Raw genomic sequence first — 21,607 nt, 5'->3', positions numbered from 1 at the left:
CGGGGGGTCGGGCTCCCAGACCGGTGGCGGCGGGACGGGAGGCGATACCGGCACGCCCGGCGCCGACCCTGGCGCGGCCGGCGGCGGAGGCGGCGGTGGCGGTGGTGCGCCCCCGGACACGCGCAAATGCCAGGGCACTGGCGGAGCCACGGATACCGGCGTGACCGACAAGACCATCAAGATCGCGAACGTATCCGACATCAGCGGGCCCGTGCAGGGACTGTTCCAGGCGGCGCAGCAGGCGACCAAGGCCTACGTCGCGTACGTCAACGCGACCGGCGGGGTCTGTGGGCGCCAGCTGGAGTTGATGAGTCTCGACTCGCGTACCGACAGCCGAGGCGACCAGGAGGGCGCACAGCAGGCGTGCTCGCAGGCCTTCGCGATGGTGGGCTCGATGTCCGCCTATGACCAGGGCGGTGCCGCGGCGGTGAACGGGTGCGGCATCCCGGACCTGCGGGCGGCGGGCGTGACCATTCAGCGGCAGAAGGTGCCGAATGCGTTTGGGGCTAATTCAAATAGGATCAATTTCCAATCGACGGCGGTGGCGGACTACTTCAAGAACAAGTATCCGGATGCGGCTCCGAAGGCGGCCTATCTGTATCTGAACGCCGAGGTGACCAAGCAGAACGTGCAGAGCTTCATGAAGGCGTTCAGCAGCCGCGGGTTCACGTGGGTCTACGAGCAGGCCATCGACATCGCCGACTTCAACTACGCGCCCTATGTCGTGCAGCTCAAGGATCGCGGAGTGCGGTATGTGCAGTGGCTCGGCTCGGGCCAGCACGCGGCACGGCTGTTGCAGGCCATGAAGCAACAGGGGTACAAGCCCGACGCATTCGTGATGGACCCGGTCGCCTATGACGTGAACTTCGTCAAGCAGGCGGGAGCCGCGGCCGACGGCATCTCGGTGTTCATCAACACCGCACTGCTGGAGGAGGGCGCCAACAACGCGGAAATGAAGCTCTACCGGTCATGGCTGGCCCGCGTGGCCCCCGGTGCGACCCCCGACTACTTCGGGATGTTCGCGTGGGGCGCGGCCAAGCTGTTCGTCGAACTCGCCGCGAAGATCGGGCCCCAGTTGACGCGCAAGGCATTGCTTGATGCCATTCGGGGCGTGCATGACTACACGGCCAATGGGCTGTTCTCCAAACAGGACGTCGGCGGCAAACGGACGTCCCAATGCTGGGCCTTCATCCGGCTGGGCGGGGGCAAGTGGACCCGTGAATCGCCGGGGTCGGGCTTCACGTGCGGGTCGCTGATGGACACGGGAGTGGGCGCGTAGTGGGCGGATTCCTGGCGCTGACGATCCTCGGACTCGTGACCGGGGCCGGATACGCGGTGGCGGCGGGCGGGCTCGTGCTCACCTACAGCACCTCGCGGGTGTTCAACGTCGCGCACGGCGCGATCGGCATGGTGATGGCCTTCCTCTACTGGGAGCTGTCGGTCAATCAGGGTCTGCCAGTGTGGCTCACGCTGCTGCTCGTGGTCGGGGTGGTGGCACCGGTCTTGGGCGCGGTCGTCGAGCGCATCATGATGCGGCAGCTGGCCGATGCGCCTGTGGGGGCGACGCTGGTCGTGACCGTTGGGCTGCTGGTCATGCTGATCGGTGTGGCGCAGGCGATCTGGCCGTCGACCGCGCGGACCGTGCCGCCGTTCTTCGCGGGCAGCGACCTCAAGCTCGGTGGCGCGGTCGTGTCGGTGCACGATCTGATCACGATTGCGGCCGCCATCGTCGCGGCGGCTGCGCTTTACGGGCTGCTGACGTTCACCCGGGTCGGCATTGCGATGCGGGCCGCCGTCGACAACCGCGGGCTGCTTGCGCTGTACGGAGCCCGGACATCGATGCTTTCCGCTATGAGTTGGGGCATCGGGGCCGCGTTGGCCGCGCTCGCGGGCATCTTGCTCACGCCCGTGGTGGGATTGTCGTACCACGACCTTACCCTTCTGGTCATGAGCGCGTACGCGGCGGCCGTCGCGGGGCGCCTGCTCAGTCTGCCTTGGACATTTGTGGGGGCGCTGCTGCTGGGGCTGTCCCAGTCCTATGCGGTGGGCTACCTGCCGACCACCGGGGCATTGAGCGGGCTGCGTGCGGCCATCCCGGCCCTGTTCCTTTTCGCGGCGCTGCTGCTGGCGCCGCAGGCACAGCTGCGCGTGGGGCAGATCAGAGGCATCCGGGGGGTGCCGGTGCCGGGTCTGTTGCGGGCGTTGGGTTTTGGTGCGCTGGCCATCGGTGCCGCCGCCGTCGCCGCATATGCGCTTCCGGGCACCACCAGCGATCGGCTCTCGCTCGGGTTCATCTACGGCATCGTGATGCTCTCTCTGGTACCGCTGACGGGTTATGGGGGTTATGTTTCGCTCGCGCAGCTGACCTTCGTCGGGGTGGGCGCGATCACGGTGGCCCGGCTGGGCACGGCCTCGCCATTGGCCCTGCTGGCGGCTGCGGGCGCCGCGGCATTGGTCGGTGCCCTGGTCGCGTTGCCCGCGTTGCGGTTGCAGGGGCTCTATCTTGCACTGTCCACATTGGCCTTCGGGCTGCTCATGGACAAGCTGGTGTTCCAGGCGAGCTTCGCGTTCGGGTTCAACGGCAGCCTCGCGGTGCCGCGGATCCTCGGGCTCGACGCGCAAAGCCACTACCTGATCCTCACGGCGGTCGCGTTCGTCGGCGTGGGTCTTGGCGTGCTCGCGTTACGCCGCAGCCGCTACGGGCGATATCTCATTGCGATGCGTGACAGTCCGGCCGGATGCGCCACGCTCGGGTTGAACCTGCGGTGGACCCGGGTGCGCATCTTCGCGCTGTCGGCCGGCATCGCCGGGTTCGCCGGCGGGCTGTTCGGCGGGCTGCGCCAGACCGTGGCCGCGACCGACTTCCAGCTGTTCAACAGCCTGCCGCTGCTGCTGCTCGCGGTCGTCGCCGGCGTCACATCGGTCACCGGATCGCTGCTGGGCGGCATGCTGCTGATGCTGCTGCCGGTGCTCGCCAGCGAGGTCCCGGCCGTGGGCGGGCTGGCGTTCCTCGTCATCGGCGTGGCGTCGGTCGGGCTCGGGCGCGACCCCAACGGGCTGGCCAGCCGGCTGTTCGCGCTCGGGCGGTGGCGACCACCGTCGAGCTTCCCGTCGGTCCGGCTCGGCCGGGCCTCGCGCGGCGAGGCCGCGTCATGAGCGCCCGCTTGTGCGAGACAGCGCGCGGCGTGGGGGCAGCGTCATGACGCGGGCCTACGTCGACGACAAACGGCCGCTGCTCGAAGTGGGCGACGTGACCGTGCGGTTCGGCGGGGTGACGGCCGTGCGCGAGGCCACGCTGGAGGTGCACGAGGGCGAGGTCACCGGGCTCATCGGGCCCAACGGCGCGGGCAAGACCACGCTGTTCAACGTGATCTGCGGGCTGCAGCGGCCGACCGCGGGCACGGTGTGGTTCGCCGACGGCGACATCACCGGCAAGGCGACGCACGAGCGGGCGCGGCTCGGGATCGCGCGCACGTTCCAGCGGCTGGAGGCGTTCGGGTCACTGAGCGTATGGGAAAACGTGTTGGTGGCGGCCGAGATCCGCGGGCACAAGCGCCCGGCCGACGTGGCGCGGCACCTCATCGAGGTGGTGGGGCTGGAGGCCTACGCGCAGGCGCCGGCCGACACGGTGCCCACGGGCATCGCCCGCCTGCTGGAGCTGGCCCGCGCGCTCGCCCTGCACCCGCGGCTGCTGCTGCTCGACGAGCCGTCGTCGGGCCTGTCCGCCGCCGAGACCGAGTCGTTCGGCGAGCTGCTGCGCGACATTGTCGCCGAGGGCCGGGCCGTGCTGATCGTCGAGCACGACATGGACCTCATCATGCGCGTCTGCGACCGCATCCACGTGCTCGACTTCGGCCGGGTGATCGCGACGGGCACGCCCGCCGAGATCCGCGCCGACGAAAACGTGCAGCGGGCCTATCTGGGCCGCTCCGAAGAACCAGGGTCCGACTTCGACGAGCCGCCGGCTGCTGACCTCGGCGAGCCGTTGCCCGACGATTTCGGTGGGGCGTGGATCAACCCGGCGCACGGTGAGGAGACGCGGCGCGATGAAGCGTAGGCAGCCGATTCTCGAACTCATCGACGTGCACGCGGCATATGGGCGGATCGAGGTGCTGCACGGCGTCGACCTGGCCGTGCCGGTGGGCGAGGTGGTGGCGCTGCTCGGGCCCAACGGCGCGGGCAAGACCACCCTGCTGAAGGTCGCGAGTGGACAGATGAAGGCGACCAGGGGCCACGTCCACATCGGAGGGTCGCACGTCAACGAAGTCTCGGCCGACGCCATGGCCCGCGCCGGGCTGTGCACCATCCCCGAGGGGCGCTCGGTCTTCCCCAACCTCACCGTGACCGAAAACCTGCGGCTGGCCTCCTACGCGGGCGCGCCGGCCGAGCGGATCCTCCAGATCGCCTTCGAGCGCTTCCCGCGGCTGCGGCAGCGCGCCGGCCAGCTGGCCGGGTCGCTGTCGGGCGGCGAGCAGCAGATGCTCGCCATGGCCCGCGCGCTGTCCACGGAGCCCGCCGTCCTGCTCGTGGACGAGCTGTCGATGGGGCTGGCTCCGCTTATCGTGCAAGAGCTTTACGACATCATCGCCGCACTCGCCGCCACGGGTGTCAGCATCCTGGTCGTCGAGCAGTTCGCCGACGCCGCCCTGGCGGTGGCCCACCGCGCGGCCGTGCTCGTGCACGGGCGCGTGGTGGCATACGGCAAGCCCGACGACGTCGCCGACGAACTGTCCACCCTCTACCTGGGAGGTGCAGCGTGAGAACCGCTGCTGCCGTCTTTCTTGTTGGTACGCTTGCGATCCCGCCGGTGCAGGCCGGCTCCGCGGCGGCGGAGTTGGGCGGTTACTCGCTGACCGCGCAGGCCGCTCCGATCTCGCTGCACATCATCGATCCGGTCATCCCGATCCCGGCCGAGCCGCAGCTGGAGCTGAGCCTGTCCTATTCGCGGGCCAAGGCGGAGGCCGGGCCCACCGGGCGGGCGGTTTCGAGCTTCCTTTGGCCCGGCGACGTGGTCGGATACGGCCTGCCCGAGCTGTTGAAGAACCCCGACGGGCACTACCCGGTCAAGGTGGACGCGGCGCATCCGGGCGGACCGAAGGACGCGGTGCAGGAGCCGGTGCCCGCAACGGGCACGGGCATGAAGTCCCACGCCGACGAGAAGGTGGTCGAGGCGAGCAGCACGATGGCGAGCCACTCGACCCCCGCGCTCCCGGCGCTGCCCGGCCTGCCGCTGCCGATCCCCGCGCCGGGCCTGCCCATCCCCACCTCGCTGATCGCGATGGAGGGCGTGGCCTCGCGCAGCCGCACCGAGGTCACCGCCGACAAGGCGAGCGCGACCGCATACTCCACGGCCGGCACGCTGAGCCTGCTGGGCGGCATCATCAAGCTGCACGGGCTGCGCGCCGAGTCGAGCGCGAGCAGCGACGGCAAGACCGGCACGTCGACCGCCAAGGTGGTGTGGAAGTCCATCACGGTGGCCGGACAGACGTTCGAGGCCAACGAAAAGGGCATCACGTCACCGGCGGGAGCCGTGCCCGCGCCCGCGCTTCCGGCCGAGCTGACCAAGCGGCTGGCCGGCTACGGGTTCAGCATCGCGCCGCCCAAGGTGGACGCCAAAAACGACGGCGCCACGGGCAAGGTGAGCGGGCAGGGGCTGACCATCACGCTCGACACGGCCGTGCTGCGCACCAAGCTGGGGCTCTCCTTGCTGCTCGACCCGTTGCTCGGGCTGCTGCCGGCCGAGGCCAGAAACCAGCTGACGCCGTGGCTCAACCTCGCACCCAAGTTCGTGTTCATCATGGGTTCGGCGTCGGCCGACGCGACCGCGTCGCCAGCATATGAGCCGGAGCCGTTGCCGCCCACCGACTCCGGGACGGGCGGGTCAGGCTCGCCGGGCGATGGCGGCGGATCGACGGGCGGCACGGGCGACGGCGGCACCGGCACCTCCGAGGCCCCGCCCACGCAGGTGGCCTCCAGCGGATGGCCCATCTTCCCGGGCGTGCCGTGGTATGTGATCGCGCTGGGCGTGCTGTTCGCCGCGGGCGCGGCCTACGGGCTGCGCGGGTTCGTCGGCGGGCTGTTCGGCGCGGGCGGATGCGACCTCGGTGCGGCCGGTGGCGTACCAAATCTTAGGGAGCGGTAGATGCGGGAGCAGCGGTTCCAGCAGATCATGACGCTTGTCGGCGCCTTCTTCATGGTGCTCGGGCTCATCGCGATCGCGATCGGGTGGTACGGCACGGCCCGCACGGGTTACGTCTTCGAGCAGATCCCCTACCTCGTGTCGGGCGGCCTGTTCGGGCTCGGCCTGACGTTCACCGGCGCGCTGGTCTTCTTCAGCTCGTGGCTGGCGCGCATCGTTCAGTTGCAGCGCCAGCAAAACGAGCTCACGCAACGCCTGCTCGACCAGTTGTCCAATGAGGACAGTGTGGACGGTGAGGAGGTACCGGCCACACGAGAGATGAGGCACACCATCGCCATCCCCCGTGCCCGCTGATCGGCTGTGCGGTGGCTGCACCGCGGCCCCCCGAGCGACTTTGCCGGCCCACGCGTCGGAGACGGCGGATCGGTGCTGCTCGAAAATGGTCCGGCGGCGCGATCGGGTTCGAGCTAGGGTCATCGGGTGAAAAGCTTCCGTCGCGACCTGGCGCTGCTGCGCGAGCGCCGGTTCGCCCTGTTGCTGACCGCGCGCACGATCGTGTTCCTCGGGGGAGCGTTCACGCCCGTCGCGCTGGCGTTCGGGGTGCTCGACCTGCCCGGCGCGACCGCCAAGACCCTGTCGGTGGTCCTGGCCGCCGAGGCCATCCCGATGGTGCTGTTCCTCCTGGCCGGCGGGGTGATCGCCGACCGGTTCCCGCGCAACCGGGTCATCATGCTGGCCGACCTGTTGGTCGCGTTCTCGCTGACGGCCATCGCCACAATGATGTTCACCGGCTGGACCCCGCTGCCCGCGCTCGCGGCCGCCTGCGTGCTGCTGGGCACGGCGTCGGCGGTCGCCTTCCCCGCCATGACCGGGATCATCCCGGAGGTGGTGCCGGCCGACAAACTCCAGCCCGCCAACGCGCTCATCGGCTTCGCCGGCAACACGGCCCGGATTTTCGGGATCGTCGCGGCAGGCGCGCTCGTGGCGCTCGTGGGTGGAGCGTGGGCGCTGCTGATCGGCGGGGTGCTTTACGCGTGCGGCGCGCTGACCATCGGCTCGCTGGGCGGCACGTTCGGCACGGGTTCGCGGGGCCACTCGGTGCTCGCCGACCTGCGTCAGGGCTGGCGCGAGTTCGCCTCCCGCGAATGGCTGTGGGTCGTGGTGCTGCAGTTCTCGGTGCTCGTCATGGCCTTCCAGGCGGCGCACGGCGTGCTCGGGCCGGTCGTGGCGCAGCAAGAGCTGGGCGGCGCGGCGGCCTGGTCGGCGGTGCTGGCCGGGTTCTCGGTGGGCACGCTCGTGGGCGTCGTGTTCTCGATGCGCATCCGGCCCAAGCGCCCGATCCTGGTCGCCACGTTCACGACGATCCCGATGAGCGCGCCCTATCTGCTGATCGGCGTCGGCGCTCCACTGTGGATGGTCGTGGCGGGCGCGGTCGTCCAGGGCATCTGCTTCGACATTTTCGGGGTCCTGTGGCAGACCACGATGCAGCGCGAGATCCCCGCGGAGTCGCTGTCGCGGGTGAGCTCCTATGACGCGCTGGGCTCGCTGATGTTCGGCCCGATCGGGCTCATGCTCGCCGGGCCGGTCGCGATCGCGGTGGGCCCGAAGCCCGCGCTCGTCGTGGCGTCAGCGATCATCGCGTTCACCGGGCTGGCCGCGCTGCTGTCGCCGGGCGTGCGCAATCTGCGCGCCCGCGAGGTCGAGCCCGAACCGGCCCAACCAGGCGTGGCCGATCAGAGCGCCGGATCACCGGTCGTCAGCCAGGCGTGATAGATCGACATGAGTGCCGCCCGGCGCGGGGCGTGCGAGAGCACGTCCACGTTGTCGACCCACTGCTCGATGTTGCCGACGCCGAGCGGGAGCTGTTTGAGGACCGGGTCGGTGATGGTGTCGTGCAGCAGGCCCGCCAACGACTCGTCCACCGTGCGATAGGGGCGGCCCCAGAACGGGACGATGACCCGCTCGGGGGTGGGCAGGCCGAGCGCGCGCTGTTGAGCGGCAAGGATTTCGGCCGATTCGGCGAGCGCCTGCTCGCGGTCGCGCCAGGTGTCTGCGGCGAGCGCTTCGCGCAGTGGCATCGGTGGGAGCGGCAGCTCGCTGAACGCACGCTCGCGCCACTTGCGGTAGGGCGGCCACCGCCGGCACAGCACGAACGCCAGGTGCATGAGGTCGTCGGCCAGTTTCGCGGTGAGCAGGCGGGACTGCACGTCCTGGCCTCGTTCGGCGGTGCGGCCGACCATCGGGAACCACTGTGACAGGCGCCGCCAGCCCGCGCTGACGACGTATCGCTCGACCTCGTCCGGGTAGCGAGCCAACAAGGCCGTCAGACCGGGCAGCTGCTTGGTCTCGTCGTGGAAGACGGGGCCGCCGGCCGTCTCCAGGATGGTCTGGCCGGGCAGCGAGAGCCAGTCCACAACGGACAAACCGTCGCGCACGTCAAGGCCGAGGCGCCACGCCGCAAATCCCATAACCGTTTCGATGTGTACCTGATGCGAGCCCGACTGATCCCACGACGTGGCGAAGCGCACGGGCAGGTCAAGGAAGGTCTCGGGGAGCTCGCGATCCAGCAACTCCCGCAACGAGGGCACCGCGTCCGCGTCGGGCTCGTCGACCAGAACCGTCAGGCGGCAGCCCCAGTCGTGGTCGCGGCTGGTCTCGTCGTCGTAGCCGAGCACGTCCGAGCCGGAGCCCAGCCGCGCCGCGGCGTAACGCAAACCAGGCCGATGCCGGGCCAGCAGCGGCCCGACCACCTCGCGATGGAACGCCCTGGAGACCTCGGCTCCCGTCGCGTACGACATGATGAGCATTATGGACGTTGAGGTCGGCGTCGTCGTCACGATTTTCAGCGGCATCCTGATCGCCGCCGGGATCATCGGCACGATCGTGCCCGTGCTGCCCGGTGTGCTGTTCTGCTGGCTGGGCGTGCTCATCTGGGCCATCTTCGGCGACGCGGGCTGGGGGCGCTGGGCCGTGCTCGGCGTGGCCACCGCCATCGCGGCGGTCGGCGTCGCGGCGCAATACGCGTGGCCGGGCAAGCGCATGAAGCAGGCCGGGGTACCGAATAGAACGCTCATCATCGGCGGGCTGTTCGGCATCGTCGGCTTCTTTGTGCTTCCGCTGTTCGGCCTGCCCATCGGGTTCGTGCTGGGCGTGTGGCTGGCCGAGCAGGCACGCCTGCGCGAGGCCGGCCCGGCATGGGAGTCGACCAAGCACGCGCTCAAGGCGGCCGGCCTGCACATGCTGATCGAGCTCGCGTCCGCGTTCGGCATCGCCGCTACCTGGGTGGCCGGGCTGTTCCTCGCGTGAACTCCGGCATGCCGCGGCGGGTGCCCGAGCATCGCGCCGCCGGAACCGGGCTGTGCTCGGCGCGGATCGGCAGGACGACCATCGCCGTCCCCATTGGCGGGGCCGCGCACAATCCCGGCGAACTCGTTTGCCGCACTTCGCGCGTGGTCGGCGGGTGCCGTGCGGGTTGACGTAGGGTGAACCCATGCGAGTGATCAAATACGGGCACGCCTGCGTGCGGCTGGACCAGCTGGTCATCGACCCCGGCACGTTCTCTGAGGCCGCGGCCCTCGATGGCGCCCAGGCCGTGCTGGTGACCCACGAGCACGCCGACCACGTGGACGTCGACAAGCTCGCGTCGTTCGAGGGCCCCATCTTCGCCCCCGCATCGGTCGCGCCCATGCTCGAAGGCAAGGTGACCACCGTCGAGGTTGGACAGACCTTCACCGCGGCCGGGTTCACGGTCGAGGTGGTGGGCGGCCAGCACGCCGAGATCATCGACGGGCTGCCCGGTTGCGCCAACGTGGGCTACATCGTCGAAGGCGAGGTCTACCACCCGGGCGACTCGGTGTTCGTCCCGGCCAGCCGCGTCGGCACGCTGCTCGTCCCCGCGTCCGGCCCGTGGCTCAAACTCCGTGAGGCGCTTGAGTTCGTGCGCGCGGTGAAACCGGCACGGGCGTTCCCCATCCATGACGCGATGTTCAGCGAGCTGGGCAACGGCAACTTCGACCGTTGGATGGAGATGAAGGGCAACACCGACTACGCGCGCATCCCGGTCGGGGAATCGGCGACGATCTAAGACTCGGGGCTTCGCGGCGGCCCGGTTATCCGAGCCGCCGCCACGGGCTGGGTCAGCCGCGCGACACCGCAACCGGCGTCAAAGAACCTGCACCACGCGCACCACTACGGTCAGCTCGGCGTGCCCGAAGCCGAACAGGTTGGTGCCGACCTCACCGCTAGGGTTCTTGGCGTGCGCATTCTGTTGGACACGCGGCCGCTTCGCCACGCGCCGTATCGACGGCTGTGGACATCGACCATCGTCACGGCGGTCGGGAGCCAGTTCACGCAGGTCGCGGTGCCCAAGCAGATCTACGACCTGACCGGCTCGTCGGCGTGGGTCGGCATCGCGAGCGCGACCGGTCTGGTGCCGCTGATCGTGTTCTCGCTGTGGGGCGGCGCGATCGCCGACACCGTGGACCGGCGCAAGTTGCTGCTGGCCACCAACACCGGGATGGCCTTGCTGCTCATCGTGTTCTGGCTGCAGTCGGCGCTCGCGGTCAACTCCATCTGGCTGCTGCTCGCGCTTGTCGCCGTGCAGGCGGCGCTGTTCGGGATGAACATGCCCGCGCGATCGGCGTCGGTGGCGCGGCTCGTCCCGGCGAGCGAACTGCCCGCGGCGGTCGCGCTGAACTCGACCGTGATGCAGGGCGGCTGGATCGTCGGGCCACTGCTTGCGGGCGCGCTCATCCCGGTGCTCGGGCTGCCCACGCTGTACCTGCTCGACGCGATCGCGCTCAGCGCGGTGTTGTGGGCGGTGTGGAAGCTGCCGCCGCTGCCCCCGCTGGGCGGGGAGGTCCGGCGGGCGGGGCTGCGCGACGTGCTCGCCGGGTTCCACTATCTCGCCACGCACAGGCTGTTGTTGGTCGCGTTCCTGTGCGACATCATCGCGATGGTGTTCGGCCTGCCGCGCGCCCTCTTCCCGGAGCTCGCCGACACGGCCTATCCGGGCGTGCCCGAGGATTTCGCGCTGGGCCTGCTGTTCGCGGCCATCCCGATCGGCGCGTTGCTGGGCGGGCTGCTGTCGGGCACGTTCTCCCACATTCACAAGCACGGGCTGATGGTGGTGCTGTCGGTGTGCGCGTGGGGCGTGGCCATCGTCGGGTTTGGACTGAGCACATCGATCTGGGTGGGTGTGTCCTTCCTCGCGCTGGCGGGAGTGGCCGACATGGTGTCGATGGTGTTCCGGGGCACCATCCTGCAGGCGGCCGCCACCGATGACATGCGCGGGCGCATGCAGGGCGTGCACACCGTTGTCGTGACCGGTGGGCCGCGCGTGGCGGACCTGCTGCACGGCGTGGCCTCGCCCGTGATCGGTGCGTCTGCGGCGGTTTGGGGTGGTGGCGTGCTGGTGATCGTGCTCACGGTTTTGCTGGCGCTCGCGGTGCCGGCGTTTCTCGCCTACCGCGGCGAGTAACATGATCAAATGCAAAGGTTCACCGGCAAGGTCTTCACCCCCGACCATCCCGAATACGACAGCGTTCGCACCATCTTTCCGGGCGGCTTCGACCTGCGCCCCTCGCTCATAGTCCAGCCATCCGACGCGCAAGATGTGGCCCGCGTCATCGCCTACGCCCGCGAGAACGAGCTCGAACTCGCGGTCCGCAGCGGAGGGCACAGCCCCGGCTTCGGCTCGACCGACGGCGGTGTCGTGCTGGACGTGCGCGCGCTCAAGGGCCTCGACATCGACGTGGCCGCGCGCACGGCGTGGGCCGGGTCCGGCCTGACCGCCGGCGAATACACCAAAGCCGCCGCGGAGCACGGCCTTGCCACGGGGTTCGGCGACACCGGCTCGGTGGGCATCGGCGGCATCACGGTCGCGGGCGGCATCGGGTTCCTGGTGCGCAAGCACGGCCTGACCATCGACAACCTGCTCGCGGCCGAAGTCGTCACCGCCGACGGGCAGATCCTGCACGTGGACGACCAGTCGCACCCGGACCTGTTCTGGGCCATCCGCGGCGGCGGGGGCAACTTCGGGGTGGTGACCCGGTTCAAGTTCCAGCTGCACGAGGTCGACGAGACGGTCGGCGGCATGCTGATGCTCCCCGCGAGCGCCGAGGTCGTGGCCCGCTTCATGGAGCTGTGCGAGGCGGCGCCCGAGGAGCTGTCGGCCATCGTCATGGTGATGAGTGCGCCGCCGATGCCCTTCGTGCCGCAGGAATACCACGGCAAGATAGTCGTGATGGCGTTGATGACCTACGCCGGGCCGGCCGCCGATGGCGAGCAGGTGCTCGCGCCGTTCCGCGCGCTGGCCACGCCGATCGTCGACGGGCTGAAGCCGGGCCGTTATGTCGACATGTTCGCCGGCCCGGAGGACGACTCCTACCATCCGACCGCCGTCGGCGACAACCTGTTCGTCGACCGCGTGGACACCGTTGTCGCCGAAACCATTGTCAAGTACCTCAACGACTCCGACGCTCCGCTACGGGCCGCGCAGTTGCGCGTGCTGGGCGGCGCGATGGCGCGCGTGCCCGCCGACGCGACCGCGTTCGCGCACCGGGCTAGCAAGATCATGGTGAACCTGGCGACGTTCTACGTCGGTGCGGACGACAAGCCGCGGCGGGAGGCGTGGGTCGCCGACTTCCGCAAGGCGTTGCAGCAGAACGACACCGGCGCCTATGTGGGCTTCCTGGCGGATGCGGCACCCGAACGAGCCTATCCGACATCCACATTGGAGCGTCTGCGCGAGGTGAAGCGGCGCTACGACCCCGACAACGTGTTCCGGGTCAACCTCAACGTCACGCCCTGAAGGCTCGCGGACTGACCCCGAGCTCGCGGCGGCAGGCCTTGTTGAATGCCTGCAGGTCGGGGATTCCCACTGCCGCCGCGATCGCGGGGATCGACAGCGTGGAGTGCCGCAGCAGGTGGGCCGCGTGGCTCAGGCGCCGGCGCCGGATGTAGGCCACGACCGTGCTGCCGGTCTCGGCGCGCACCAGCCGGGTCAGATGGTTGTGCGAGATGCCTGCCGCGCGGGCTATGCCCGGTACCGTCAACGGTTGAAAGAGGTTTTTCTCTATATAGGCCAGGGCTTTGGCGACCGCCGAATGACCGGGGTTCGCGGCGGGCCGCGGCAGCTGCGCGACTCGCCAGAGCACCGACCAGATCTCGGCGGCCGCCTGCGGTTTGGGCGCCGAGACGGCCTGCAGCATGCGGTCGGTGAGGGTCTGCCGCTGCGCGCCGGTGCGCTGCATCAGCGGCACTGTCCGCAGTGGACCGTCGCTGGGCAGGCGCAGATGCGCGTAAAGGTGCTCGGACCTGCCGCGATAGTCGAAGCGGACCTCGGCACCGGGCGGGATGAGGCTGACGCTGCCGGGGCGGATGTCGTGCACCACCCCGCCGACCGTGAGGGTCGCGCTGTAGCCGTAAAGATGCAGTTGCCACAGATCGGGCAGCAGGAACACGTCGTCGAGCGAGGCGGTGCCGTGCACGCCGACGCCCGCGTTGACGACCTCCGGCGGGGTGGCGAGCCCCAGCCTGACCTCACGCATGGTGAAAAACTACCAGTAGTGGTGAGCGCGGCCCATCCCCGCTGAGGGCCCGCTGTCCTATGGTCAGCACCATGCCTATGCAGCCGTGGTTCGCCGAAGCCAAACTCGGGATCTTCATCCATTGGGGAATTTACGCCGTTGACGGCACGCTGGAGTCGTGGGCCTTCCAGCTCGGCGAGGTGCCCTACGACGAATACATGAAGCAGCTCAACGGTTTTACGGCCGAGCACTACGACCCGCGGGAGTGGGCGGAGTTGTTCGCGCGAGTTGGCGCGCGCTATGCCGTGCTGACCTCCCGGCACCACGACGGGGTGGCGTTGTGGCCCAACGGATTGTCGGTGGGGCAGGATCTGCTCTCCGGGTATGCGGACGCGCTGCGCGAGCACGGCCTGAAGGTGGGTTTCTACTACTCACACTCGGATTGGTCGCGGCCGGACTACGCCGAGATCTCCCACGAGGAGCCCTACGTCAAGGTGATCCAGCCGCTCGCGCCCGGGTTTCTATCCTATCGCGACGGTCAAGTGGACGAGCTCATGCGGCGGTACAAGCCCGACCTGATGTGGTTCGACGGCGAGTGGGAGCATCCCGAGTCCGAGTGGGGCCTGGACAAGCTCGCCGCGCTCATGCTCGCGCACAACCCGGAGGTCGTGTTCAACGGGCGCATGCTCAGCCACGGCGACTACGCCACGCCGGAGCAGGGCGTGCCCATCACCGCGCCGGACGGTCCGTGGGAACTCTGCCTGACCCTTAACGAATCCTGGGGATACCGGCACGGCGACACCAATTACAAGAGCGTTCGCCAGATCGTGCGCTATTTCGCCGAGACCATCGGCATGGGCGGCAACCTGCTGCTCGACATCGGGCCGCGCGCCGACGGCACCATCCCGCCGGAGCAGGTGTCGCTTTTGGAGGGTCTCGGGGCGTGGATCGCCAAGCACAGTGAGGCGGTCTATGGCACGGTGGCCGGCCTTCCGCACGGTCACCACTACGGGCCGAGCACGCTGTCGGCCGACCGGAGCACGCTCAACCTGATCCTGTTCGACACGCCGCGTGAGACCGTGTCGGTGCGCGGCGTGCGCAACAAGGTGCGCCGGGCCCACGTCAACGGGATCGAGCTGGGCCACCGGGTGACCGGGGGCCTCGGCGAGGTCCCCGGTGTGCTGTGGATCGACGCTCCCCCGGCGCACGCCCTCGACGACTATGCCACCGTGCTGACCGTGGAGCTCGACGGCCCATTGGACCTGTACCGCGGGACCGGGCGCAACTGACGCACGATGAGATAGGCCAACAGGCCAAACGGCGACAGCAGGATGGTGAGCACGAGGATGGGCGCCGCGAGCGGGTGGATCGCCCGCTCGCGGCTGTCGAGGTACATCCAGCGCCCGATGAACAGGTCGAAGGCGAGCAGATGCGCCCACACCAGTGACGTCCCGGCGGGCGTGCTCAGCAGTGCGAGCACGCCGGCCAGATCCGGGCTGAGCATCTCGGCGGCGAACTCGGGCAGGATCGGCGCGACGGTGACGAAGTAGACGGCAAGCGAGGGCAGGATCATCAGCGGGCTGCCGATGATCCGCCTCGTCCACGACCACCCCGGCAGGAAAATCATCAGGGCCCAAAACGGGACCGCGACGGGGAACGCCCAGTCAAAGGTGTTCATGCCTTCACCGCCCACACCGTTCCGGCCAACACGACCACCGCGAGGACGCCGGCCGCGGCCAACGTGAGCGCGTCGGGCGTGGCGAGCGCCTGGCCCCGCAACGCCTGCCAGGTGACGAGCAAGGTGAGCCCGCCGTGCGCGACCGCCGCGAACGCGACCAACCGCGTGCGCACGCCCTCGTCCCGCAAGCGCGCCCAGCGGCGCGACGCATACACCAGCAGCAACGCGAGCAACGGAAGCGCTTGCAGCGCATGCATTCCGATGAAGTGGGCCACCCGCAGGTCGCCGCCCTCGGTGCTCCAGTTGACCAACGGCAGGCCGGGCCCGCCATCGGCGACTCCCACGCCGTGCGCGCCGACGACGGTCACTCGCTGTCCACTTTGGAGCGCAGCCAGCTGGGTCGGCGTGGGCTGGGTCATCAGGAACCCGGTGGCCAGCCCGGCGAGCGCGATGAAGATGCCCGCCCGCACCGCGAGCGCGGTGGGCCGGTCGGCGACGCGCTGGATGAGCAGCAGCACGGCGATCCACAGCGTCGCGGCCCACACCAGCAGGATGGTCGTGCCCATGATGATGAACAGCGTGAAGTCGAGCGAGGTCTCGGCGTTGAAGTGGCTCATGCGCCCGCGCACCACCTGCCCGACTATCACCATCATCTCCACGAACAGGGCGACCGAGATGAACGTGCCGAGCCGGTGGGCTGTCCGCGTGTTTATCAAGGAGATGAGCCAGGCAAGCGTGACCGTGTAGAACACGATCGAGATGCTGAACTTCAACGGCTTGATCCAGATGGGCACCCCCATCAGCACGCGATCGTCGAAGACCAGGCCGGCGAGGGTGACGAGGATCAGCCCGGTCATCGCGAACGCGGTGACGATGAGCGGGCGATGCAGGCGAGCCATGAGCGACACTCCCAAACTATGGATAGTGATGCTGTCTACTATCGGGAAGTTACACTATCCATAACCGGACGTCAAAAGGGGAGTGGATTGTCGATGCGCATCGCCGAGCTCAGCCGACGCAGCGGGATACCGGTCCCGACCATCAAGTACTACCTGCGCGAAGGGCTGCTCCCACCCGGCGAGCTCAGCAGCCGCAACCAGGCCAGCTATGACGAAGGGCACATCCGCCGGCTCCGGCTGGTGCGCGCGCTCCTCGAAATCGGGCGGCTTCCGATCGCCACGATCAAAAGCGTGCTATCCGAATTGGACACTCCCGAGCCCAACCTGCACCACGCGATGGGCCGGGCGCTGCGCGGCAGCATCGCTTCCGAGCCCGGCCCCGAGGGCGACCGCGAGGTCGAGACGCTCATCGAGCGGCGCGGCTGGAGCGTGAGCCCCGAGGCGCCGGCTCGCCGGGCGGTGGCCGACGTGATCGCGGCCATGCACCAGCTCGGCTGGGACAGCATGCTCGCGCAGATCGACGGCTACGCCGAGATCGCCGACCGCGCCGCCCGGCTCGACATGGAAGTCCTCGCCCGGCACAGCGAACCCGACGAGATCGTGTATAGCGCGGTGGTCGGCACCATACTTGGCGATGCGCTCATCGCGGGCCTGCGTAGATTGGCTCAGGAGAACGCATCGGCACAGATGTATAGAAGGGACGGTGAACCGACGCCCGCGGCAACGCGTGAATGTAGGTGAGATGACGACGGAAGACGACGCTGAACTGCTGCGCGCGCTGCATGCCGAGCATGGCGAGGCGCTGTTCACCCATGCCCTGCGCCTGACACACGGCGACCGGCAGCAGGCCGAAGACCTGTTCCAGGAGACGCTGGTGCGGGCCTGGCGGCAGCCGCACCTGATGAGCCCGGAGCACGGCCCGGTGCGCGCCTGGCTGTTCACCATCGCGCGCAACCTGGCCATTGACGCGTGGCGCAAGCGCACGGCCCGGGTCGGCGAGGTGTTCACCGACGAGCTTCCCGAACCACCGCCACAGTTCGACGAGACCGACCGGGCCGTGGAGGCGTGGACCATCGCCGAGGCGCTCTCCCGCCTGTCGCCCGCGCACCGCGACGTGCTCGTCGAGTGCTTCTACCGGGGACGGTCGATCGCCGAAGCCGCTGCGATACTGGGGATCCCGCCGGGCACGGTGAAATCGCGCACGCACTACGCGCTGCAGTCTCTGCGGCTCGTGCTCGCGGAAATGGGGGTGATTCGATGAGGTGCGAATACGCCTTCGACGACGGCGCATATGTGCTGGGCGCCTTGTCCCCCGCCGAGCGCGACCGCTACGAGAAGCACCTCGCCACCTGCGCCCAGTGCCGCGAGGCCGTGGCGAGCCTCGCCGTGCTTCCCGGGCTGCTCGGCCGGCTGAGCCCCGACGAGGTGCCGATGGCGTTGGGGTCACAGGTTTCCGAGCAGCGGCTGCCCCGGCTCATCAGCACCGTCGCGGTCAGGCGCCGCCGGCAGCGCCGCCACCTCGCCGTGGCGCTCGTGCTGACCGCGTGTGCCGCCGTGTTCGCCGGGCTGGCGCTCGGCACGGCCCGCACCACCGTCACACAGCCGCCCGTGACGACGAGCTCACCCGCGTCCACCCCGACCGCGACGCCCCCGCAGATGCATGCCATGCGGCCGATGGAGGGCGTGCCGGTGACCGCCCAGATCGCGGTGATCCCGGCGGACGAGGGCACCAAGGTGCGGATGAAGTGTTGGTATCCGCCGGATCCGGAGCACTCTAGGCGATACTCCTTCTTCCTCGTCGCCTACGGCCACGACGGCGAGCGGGAACAGGTCAGCTCGTGGACGGCCGGTGCCGGCGACGATGTGACCGTCACCGGCACCGTGCGCCTGCCCATGGAGGACCTGCTCCGGCTGGAGGTGCAGAAGAAGGACGGCACCACCCTGCTGGTCTACGACATCCCGTAGCCCTGCAGGAAGAGGGAAAACTCGACCGGCCCGGCGTTGAGCTCGTATTGCGGAAGAACACCGGGCCCGCACGAGGCCGACCCCAGCCCATGCTGGGCCAAATCGACGTGCACCCAGACGTGGTCGCCGGGCGCCAGATCGGTGGTGTGCCGCGCGGCGTCCAGCTGCTCGGTGGTCCACGGCCGGACCGTCAGCATGAACGGCCGCGATCCGCTGAGCTTGAGCTGCTCGCCTTCGCTGCTGCGCAATAGGGCCCAGCGCACATCGGTGCGAGCCCCGTTTTCTTGCGGAAGGACGTAGGGCGTCTGCATTTCCAAAACCGTCATCCGGTACCGGCCGAGCCTGCACGCCGCCTTCGAGTCCGCGTAACCCTCGCCCGGTCCGCCGCCCAGCCATTCGACGTCGGTGAACGATGACGGCAGCGCGAAGCGCAAACCCAAGCGCGGCAACGGAACCGTCCACTCTCCCACCGGTTCGACAGACAGGTCCAGGCGCACGCCGTCTGCGACGCCCGTGTAGCGGTAGGTGGCGAGCAACCCGAAGTCGTGCCCCGACGGGGCCACGCGGGTCTTGACGGTCAGCGAACCGTCGTCACCGTGGGTCTCGCTGATGATGCGGTGGCGCATGCGGTGCAGGCCCACCGCGCGCCAGCGCGCGGCCAGCCCAGGGCCCAGCCGGTCGTTGTCGGTCGGCGCTCGCCACACGTCCAGTTGTGGCCGCGAAAAGCTTTGCGGCAGCGGTGCCTTCGCGGGCTCCAAGGGCTGCGTGTGCCCGACTTCCCATTGCCCCCAGGCGATGTCGCCCACCGAGACCGTCCACCACCCGGGCTGGGTCATCGCGGGAAGGTCGAGCGGCGCACGCTCGCCCGGAAGCAACGGCGGGCACGGCCGGGTCTCGTTGTGCACGGGCACGCCATCGACCTCGAAGACGCAGCGCAGCGTCAGCCCCTCCAGCGACGCGAAGTCGTAAAGGTTTTCGATGCCGTCGGCGGTGATGCGCACGGGCTCGATGACCTTCTTGAACTCCAGCAGGCCGGGCGACGGCGTCCGGTCGGGAAACACGAGGCCGTCGCACACGAAGTTGCCGTCATGGTACTCCTCGCCGAAATCCCCGCCGTAGGCGAAGTGGTCGCCTTTGCGGATGCCGTGGTCGATCCACTCCCACACGAACCCGCCCTGGCACCGCTCGTACGTTTCGAACAGGCGCTGGTATTCACTGAGCCCGCCAGGGCCGTTGCCCATGGCGTGGGCATACTCGCACAGGATGAACGGCTTGCCGTCGGGCGCCTTGCCGATCTCCTCGACCTCGGCGTGCGGGGCGTACATGCGGCTGTGCACATCGGAGTGCGCATACGACCGGTCGCCCTCGTAGTGGATCGGCCGGGTCGGGTCGAGCGCGCGGATGGCGGCCGCCATGTGCGCGAGGTTCTGGCCCACGCCCGCCTCATTGCCCAGCGACCACATGATGACGCTCGGGCGGTTGTGGTCCCGCGCGACCATGCGCGTCGCCCGGTCAACCAGGGCCTCGCGCCAGCGCGGGTCGTCGGTCGGGTTGCCCTTCCAGCCGAAGTACTCGAAGCCGTGTGTCTCGAAGTCACACTCGTCGATGACCCAGAAGCCGTACTCGTCGCAGAGTTCGAGGAAGCGCGGGTGCGGAGGGTAGTGGCTGGTGCGAATGGCGTTGACGTTGTGCCGCTTCATCAGGTCGAGATCGGCGCGCATCGTCTCCTCGGTCATGACGCGGCCGTGGTCCGGGTCGAACTCGTGCCGGTTCACCCCGCGGAACAGGATGCGCCGCCCGTTCACCTTGAGCACACCGTCCTCAATGGACACTGTGCGGAAGCCCACCCTTATCGTGACCCGCTCCCGGCCACGCCGCACCACGACGTCGTACAGGTGCGGGGTCTCGGCCGTCCACGGCAGCACGGCGGACAGGTCCGGCGCGTCGACCACCTCGCCGCCCTCCACCTCAAGCGTGCCCCGCCTCGCGACGTGGTCGTAACCGGCTCGTACCCGCACGTCGCCCGGATCGCGCGAGATCAGCACGACCTCGCGGAAGATGCCGGGCCACCACCACATGTCCTGGTCCTCCAGGTATGACCCGGCCGACCACTGCTGCACCCGCACGGCAAGCACATTGCTCGTGCTCTGCAACAGGTGGCCCACGGCGAACTCGTGCGGCAACCGGCTGCCGAAGGTCACGCCGAGTTCTACGCCGTTGATCCACACCCGCGCCGACGAGTCGACGCCTTCGAAGCGCAGCGCCGCCTGCTCACCAAGGGGCCAATCGGGCGGAAGATCGAAGGTCAGCCTGTGGTCCGCGGTGGGATTCTCATCCGGTATGTGAGGAGGCTCCACTGGAAACGGATAACGCACATTGGTGTAGGCGGGCGTGCCGAAGTGCGACGGGATGGCGCGCTCTTCCCACGCGCTGTCGTCATACGCGGGCTGGGCGAAGTCGATTGGACCGTCCGCGGTGGACAGCAGGCGGAACCGCCATGGTCCGGACAGGTCGAGTCTTGGTGCGTCGGAGTTCAGGTGAGCCCGGGGCGGGAGCCCGCCCACGGGTACGGCCAGGGATTGCGGAGTTTCGTGGGGGGTCTCACCGAGGGAAAGCGCTTTCACGCCCCGAACCTAGCATGTACTCGATCAACAGAACGTTGTAGAGTTTTCGAACGTGACCGCCCAGCTGCGGTTCCACATTGCATGCGTCGTCTCAAAGGCTTGGCCTGGCTCGCCAAGCGCGCGGGCAAGCCTGATCCACTTGCCCGCGCAACTACGCGCAGGGCTGCCGCCCCCCGTCGGCAGTCCTGCGCGTCGAGACCCATTGCCTTCTTCGCCGGCGCGGTCACTCAATCAGCGGATTAAATCGGTAATCATCAATGCAATGCCGGTCGGCGGGATACTCTACATCGAAGGCGTTCAATATCATTGATTTCCTTACGATGGGAGGAGGCGACGTGCTTTTGCAGCGGCAAAGTGCCGGTCAACCGGCACCGACCACGCGAAGCAGGCGGCGCCTGCAGACGATAACCGCGATAGTCCTGACCGCCGCCGCGATGGGCATCGCGCTTGTGCCGGCAAACCCTGCGGCTGCCGCCGCCGACCTGGTCTGCACCGGAACGCAGACCACGACATACACCCCGGGTCTCACGCTGAACCTCCAGCCGGTCCGGGCCGACATCGTCGAAGACTACGACTACTGCCCGGTCGGACCGTTCAGCGACGGCATCGGGTTCTTCTCCCTCGTTGAGACGGCCAGCTGCCTGGTCGCTGCCGGCTTGCCCACCGACGTCTTCACGTACCGCTGGAACACCGGAAAGACCAGCACCGTCACGTACACCGTCACCACCGTCGTCCGTTTGGCGAACGGCACCACGAACGTGACGTCCACCGGG

Annotated in this window: 21 protein-coding genes; 16 read left to right on the top strand and 5 right to left on the bottom strand. The window is 69.0% G+C overall.

The genetic code is table 11. The features are described 5' to 3' along the window. From DM816_RS27290 to DM816_RS27260, 7 genes are all read left to right on the top strand, one after another. Nucleotides 1–1,279: ABC transporter substrate-binding protein (locus tag DM816_RS27290; protein WP_211588877.1), on the top strand; the 1,279-nt coding region annotated here is incomplete at its 5' end. Beyond that, complete coding sequence (locus tag DM816_RS27285; RefSeq protein ID WP_246002277.1) at nucleotides 1,279–3,156, top strand: branched-chain amino acid ABC transporter permease; 1,878 nt, start codon at nucleotides 1,279–1,281, stop codon at nucleotides 3,154–3,156. The genes DM816_RS27290 and DM816_RS27285, both read left to right, overlap by 1 nt. Nucleotides 3,157–3,199: 43 nt before the next feature. Next, nucleotides 3,200–4,057, top strand: coding sequence for an ABC transporter ATP-binding protein (locus DM816_RS27280; protein WP_117213254.1), 858 nt, complete (start codon nucleotides 3,200–3,202; stop codon nucleotides 4,055–4,057). After that, complete coding sequence (locus DM816_RS27275; RefSeq protein WP_117213253.1) at nucleotides 4,047–4,760, top strand: ABC transporter ATP-binding protein; 714 nt, start codon at nucleotides 4,047–4,049, stop codon at nucleotides 4,758–4,760. The genes DM816_RS27280 and DM816_RS27275 overlap by 11 nt, the downstream gene beginning before the upstream one ends. Beyond that, nucleotides 4,757–6,142 carry a choice-of-anchor P family protein gene (locus tag DM816_RS27270; RefSeq protein ID WP_162907894.1) on the top strand — a complete coding sequence of 462 codons (1,386 nt, stop codon included), beginning with the start codon at nucleotides 4,757–4,759 and terminating at the stop codon, nucleotides 6,140–6,142. Before DM816_RS27275 ends, DM816_RS27270 begins: the two co-directional genes overlap by 4 nt. Continuing rightward, on the top strand, nucleotides 6,143–6,493 hold the full coding sequence (locus DM816_RS27265) for a hypothetical protein (protein ID WP_117213251.1): 351 nt from the start codon (nucleotides 6,143–6,145) through the stop codon (nucleotides 6,491–6,493). Nucleotides 6,494–6,619: 126 nt separating this feature from the next. After that, on the top strand, nucleotides 6,620–7,909 hold the full coding sequence (locus DM816_RS27260) for an MFS transporter (RefSeq protein WP_117213250.1): 1,290 nt from the start codon (nucleotides 6,620–6,622) through the stop codon (nucleotides 7,907–7,909). Here DM816_RS27260 and DM816_RS27255 read toward each other — a convergent pair. Further along, the gene (locus DM816_RS27255; RefSeq protein ID WP_117213249.1) at nucleotides 7,873–8,937 is read right to left on the bottom strand and encodes a DUF4037 domain-containing protein; all 1,065 of its coding nucleotides are present in this window, start codon (nucleotides 8,935–8,937) and stop codon (nucleotides 7,873–7,875) included. The genes DM816_RS27260 and DM816_RS27255 overlap by 37 nt on opposite strands. A 10-nt stretch (nucleotides 8,938–8,947) precedes the next feature. On the opposite strand from DM816_RS27255, the gene DM816_RS27250 reads away from it, so the two are divergent. The 4 genes from DM816_RS27250 to DM816_RS27235 all read left to right on the top strand — a co-directional run bounded on the left by DM816_RS27250 (nucleotide 8,948) and on the right by DM816_RS27235 (nucleotide 12,950). Then, entirely contained in the window at nucleotides 8,948–9,445 is a 498-nt protein-coding gene (locus DM816_RS27250; protein ID WP_170318878.1) for a DUF456 domain-containing protein, read from the top strand. A 184-nt stretch (nucleotides 9,446–9,629) separates the two neighbouring features. After that, complete coding sequence (locus DM816_RS27245) at nucleotides 9,630–10,223, top strand: MBL fold metallo-hydrolase (RefSeq protein WP_117213248.1); 594 nt, start codon at nucleotides 9,630–9,632, stop codon at nucleotides 10,221–10,223. Nucleotides 10,224–10,394: 171 nt separating this feature from the next. Then, entirely contained in the window at nucleotides 10,395–11,618 is a 1,224-nt protein-coding gene (locus tag DM816_RS27240; RefSeq protein ID WP_211588876.1) for an MFS transporter, read from the top strand. A 9-nt stretch (nucleotides 11,619–11,627) separates the two neighbouring features. Continuing rightward, nucleotides 11,628–12,950: an FAD-binding oxidoreductase gene (locus tag DM816_RS27235; RefSeq protein WP_117213246.1), complete on the top strand. Its 1,323-nt coding sequence runs from the start codon at nucleotides 11,628–11,630 to the stop codon at nucleotides 12,948–12,950. Here DM816_RS27235 and DM816_RS27230 read toward each other — a convergent pair. After that, entirely contained in the window at nucleotides 12,940–13,689 is a 750-nt protein-coding gene (locus DM816_RS27230) for a helix-turn-helix domain-containing protein (RefSeq protein ID WP_117213245.1), read from the bottom strand. The two genes, DM816_RS27235 and DM816_RS27230, sit on opposite strands and share 11 nt — an antisense overlap. A gap of 71 nt (nucleotides 13,690–13,760) precedes the next feature. Between DM816_RS27230 and DM816_RS27225 the strand changes: the two genes are divergently transcribed. Continuing rightward, nucleotides 13,761–14,957 (top strand): alpha-L-fucosidase, encoded by a 1,197-nt coding sequence (locus DM816_RS27225; RefSeq protein ID WP_117213258.1) that lies wholly within the window; start codon nucleotides 13,761–13,763, stop codon nucleotides 14,955–14,957. Here DM816_RS27225 and DM816_RS27220 read toward each other — a convergent pair. Continuing rightward, on the bottom strand, nucleotides 14,888–15,346 hold the full coding sequence (locus DM816_RS27220) for an ABA4-like family protein (RefSeq protein WP_117213244.1): 459 nt from the start codon (nucleotides 15,344–15,346) through the stop codon (nucleotides 14,888–14,890). The two genes, DM816_RS27225 and DM816_RS27220, sit on opposite strands and share 70 nt — an antisense overlap. Beyond that, nucleotides 15,343–16,245, bottom strand: a complete 903-nt coding sequence (locus DM816_RS27215; RefSeq protein WP_117213259.1) for a hypothetical protein — start codon at nucleotides 16,243–16,245, stop codon at nucleotides 15,343–15,345. The genes DM816_RS27220 and DM816_RS27215 overlap by 4 nt, the downstream gene beginning before the upstream one ends. Before the next feature lie 93 nt (nucleotides 16,246–16,338). Here DM816_RS27215 and DM816_RS27210 point away from each other — a divergent pair, with 93 nt between their 5' ends. From DM816_RS27210 to DM816_RS27200, 3 genes are read left to right on the top strand one after another with little or no spacing between them, the layout of a single operon-like run. Further along, the gene (locus tag DM816_RS27210) at nucleotides 16,339–16,986 is read left to right on the top strand and encodes a MerR family transcriptional regulator (protein ID WP_117213243.1); all 648 of its coding nucleotides are present in this window, start codon (nucleotides 16,339–16,341) and stop codon (nucleotides 16,984–16,986) included. Nucleotide 16,987: 1 nt separating this feature from the next. After that, a complete protein-coding gene (locus DM816_RS27205; protein WP_117213242.1) occupies nucleotides 16,988–17,506 on the top strand; it encodes a sigma-70 family RNA polymerase sigma factor in 519 nt (172 codons plus the stop codon). Continuing rightward, nucleotides 17,503–18,210, top strand: a complete 708-nt coding sequence (locus tag DM816_RS27200; RefSeq protein ID WP_117213241.1) for an anti-sigma factor family protein — start codon at nucleotides 17,503–17,505, stop codon at nucleotides 18,208–18,210. The genes DM816_RS27205 and DM816_RS27200 overlap by 4 nt, the downstream gene beginning before the upstream one ends. On the opposite strand, the gene DM816_RS27195 is transcribed toward DM816_RS27200, so the two are convergent. After that, nucleotides 18,195–20,834, bottom strand: a complete 2,640-nt coding sequence (locus tag DM816_RS27195) for a glycoside hydrolase family 2 TIM barrel-domain containing protein (protein WP_211588875.1) — start codon at nucleotides 20,832–20,834, stop codon at nucleotides 18,195–18,197. The genes DM816_RS27200 and DM816_RS27195 overlap by 16 nt on opposite strands. Before the next feature lie 335 nt (nucleotides 20,835–21,169). Between DM816_RS27195 and DM816_RS27190 the strand changes: the two genes are divergently transcribed. Next, the coding region (locus DM816_RS27190; RefSeq protein WP_162907893.1) for a hypothetical protein at nucleotides 21,170–21,607 on the top strand (438 nt) is incomplete at its 3' end.

It is taken from the genome of Allorhizocola rhizosphaerae (assembly GCF_003426775.1).
GTDB classification, from domain to species: Bacteria; Actinomycetota; Actinomycetes; order Mycobacteriales; family Micromonosporaceae; genus Allorhizocola; species Allorhizocola rhizosphaerae.
This window is presented reverse-complemented; position numbering and strand designations above follow the sequence as displayed.

Coding starts and splice junctions, on each gene's coding strand:
- DM816_RS27225 (WP_117213258.1), top strand. CDS start 13,761: ATGCCTATGCAGCCGTGGTTCGCCGAAGCCAAACTCGGGATCTTCATC.
- DM816_RS27280 (WP_117213254.1), top strand. CDS start 3,200: ATGACGCGGGCCTACGTCGACGACAAACGGCCGCTGCTCGAAGTGGGC.
- DM816_RS27200 (WP_117213241.1), top strand. CDS start 17,503: ATGAGGTGCGAATACGCCTTCGACGACGGCGCATATGTGCTGGGCGCC.
- DM816_RS27250 (WP_170318878.1), top strand. CDS start 8,948: ATGGACGTTGAGGTCGGCGTCGTCGTCACGATTTTCAGCGGCATCCTG.
- DM816_RS27215 (WP_117213259.1), bottom strand. CDS start 16,245: ATGGCTCGCCTGCATCGCCCGCTCATCGTCACCGCGTTCGCGATGACC.
- DM816_RS27255 (WP_117213249.1), bottom strand. CDS start 8,937: ATGTCGTACGCGACGGGAGCCGAGGTCTCCAGGGCGTTCCATCGCGAG.
- DM816_RS27220 (WP_117213244.1), bottom strand. CDS start 15,346: ATGAACACCTTTGACTGGGCGTTCCCCGTCGCGGTCCCGTTTTGGGCC.
- DM816_RS27205 (WP_117213242.1), top strand. CDS start 16,988: ATGACGACGGAAGACGACGCTGAACTGCTGCGCGCGCTGCATGCCGAG.
- DM816_RS27210 (WP_117213243.1), top strand. CDS start 16,339: ATGCGCATCGCCGAGCTCAGCCGACGCAGCGGGATACCGGTCCCGACC.
- DM816_RS27275 (WP_117213253.1), top strand. CDS start 4,047: ATGAAGCGTAGGCAGCCGATTCTCGAACTCATCGACGTGCACGCGGCA.
- DM816_RS27230 (WP_117213245.1), bottom strand. CDS start 13,689: ATGCGTGAGGTCAGGCTGGGGCTCGCCACCCCGCCGGAGGTCGTCAAC.
- DM816_RS27245 (WP_117213248.1), top strand. CDS start 9,630: ATGCGAGTGATCAAATACGGGCACGCCTGCGTGCGGCTGGACCAGCTG.
- DM816_RS27265 (WP_117213251.1), top strand. CDS start 6,143: ATGCGGGAGCAGCGGTTCCAGCAGATCATGACGCTTGTCGGCGCCTTC.
- DM816_RS27235 (WP_117213246.1), top strand. CDS start 11,628: ATGCAAAGGTTCACCGGCAAGGTCTTCACCCCCGACCATCCCGAATAC.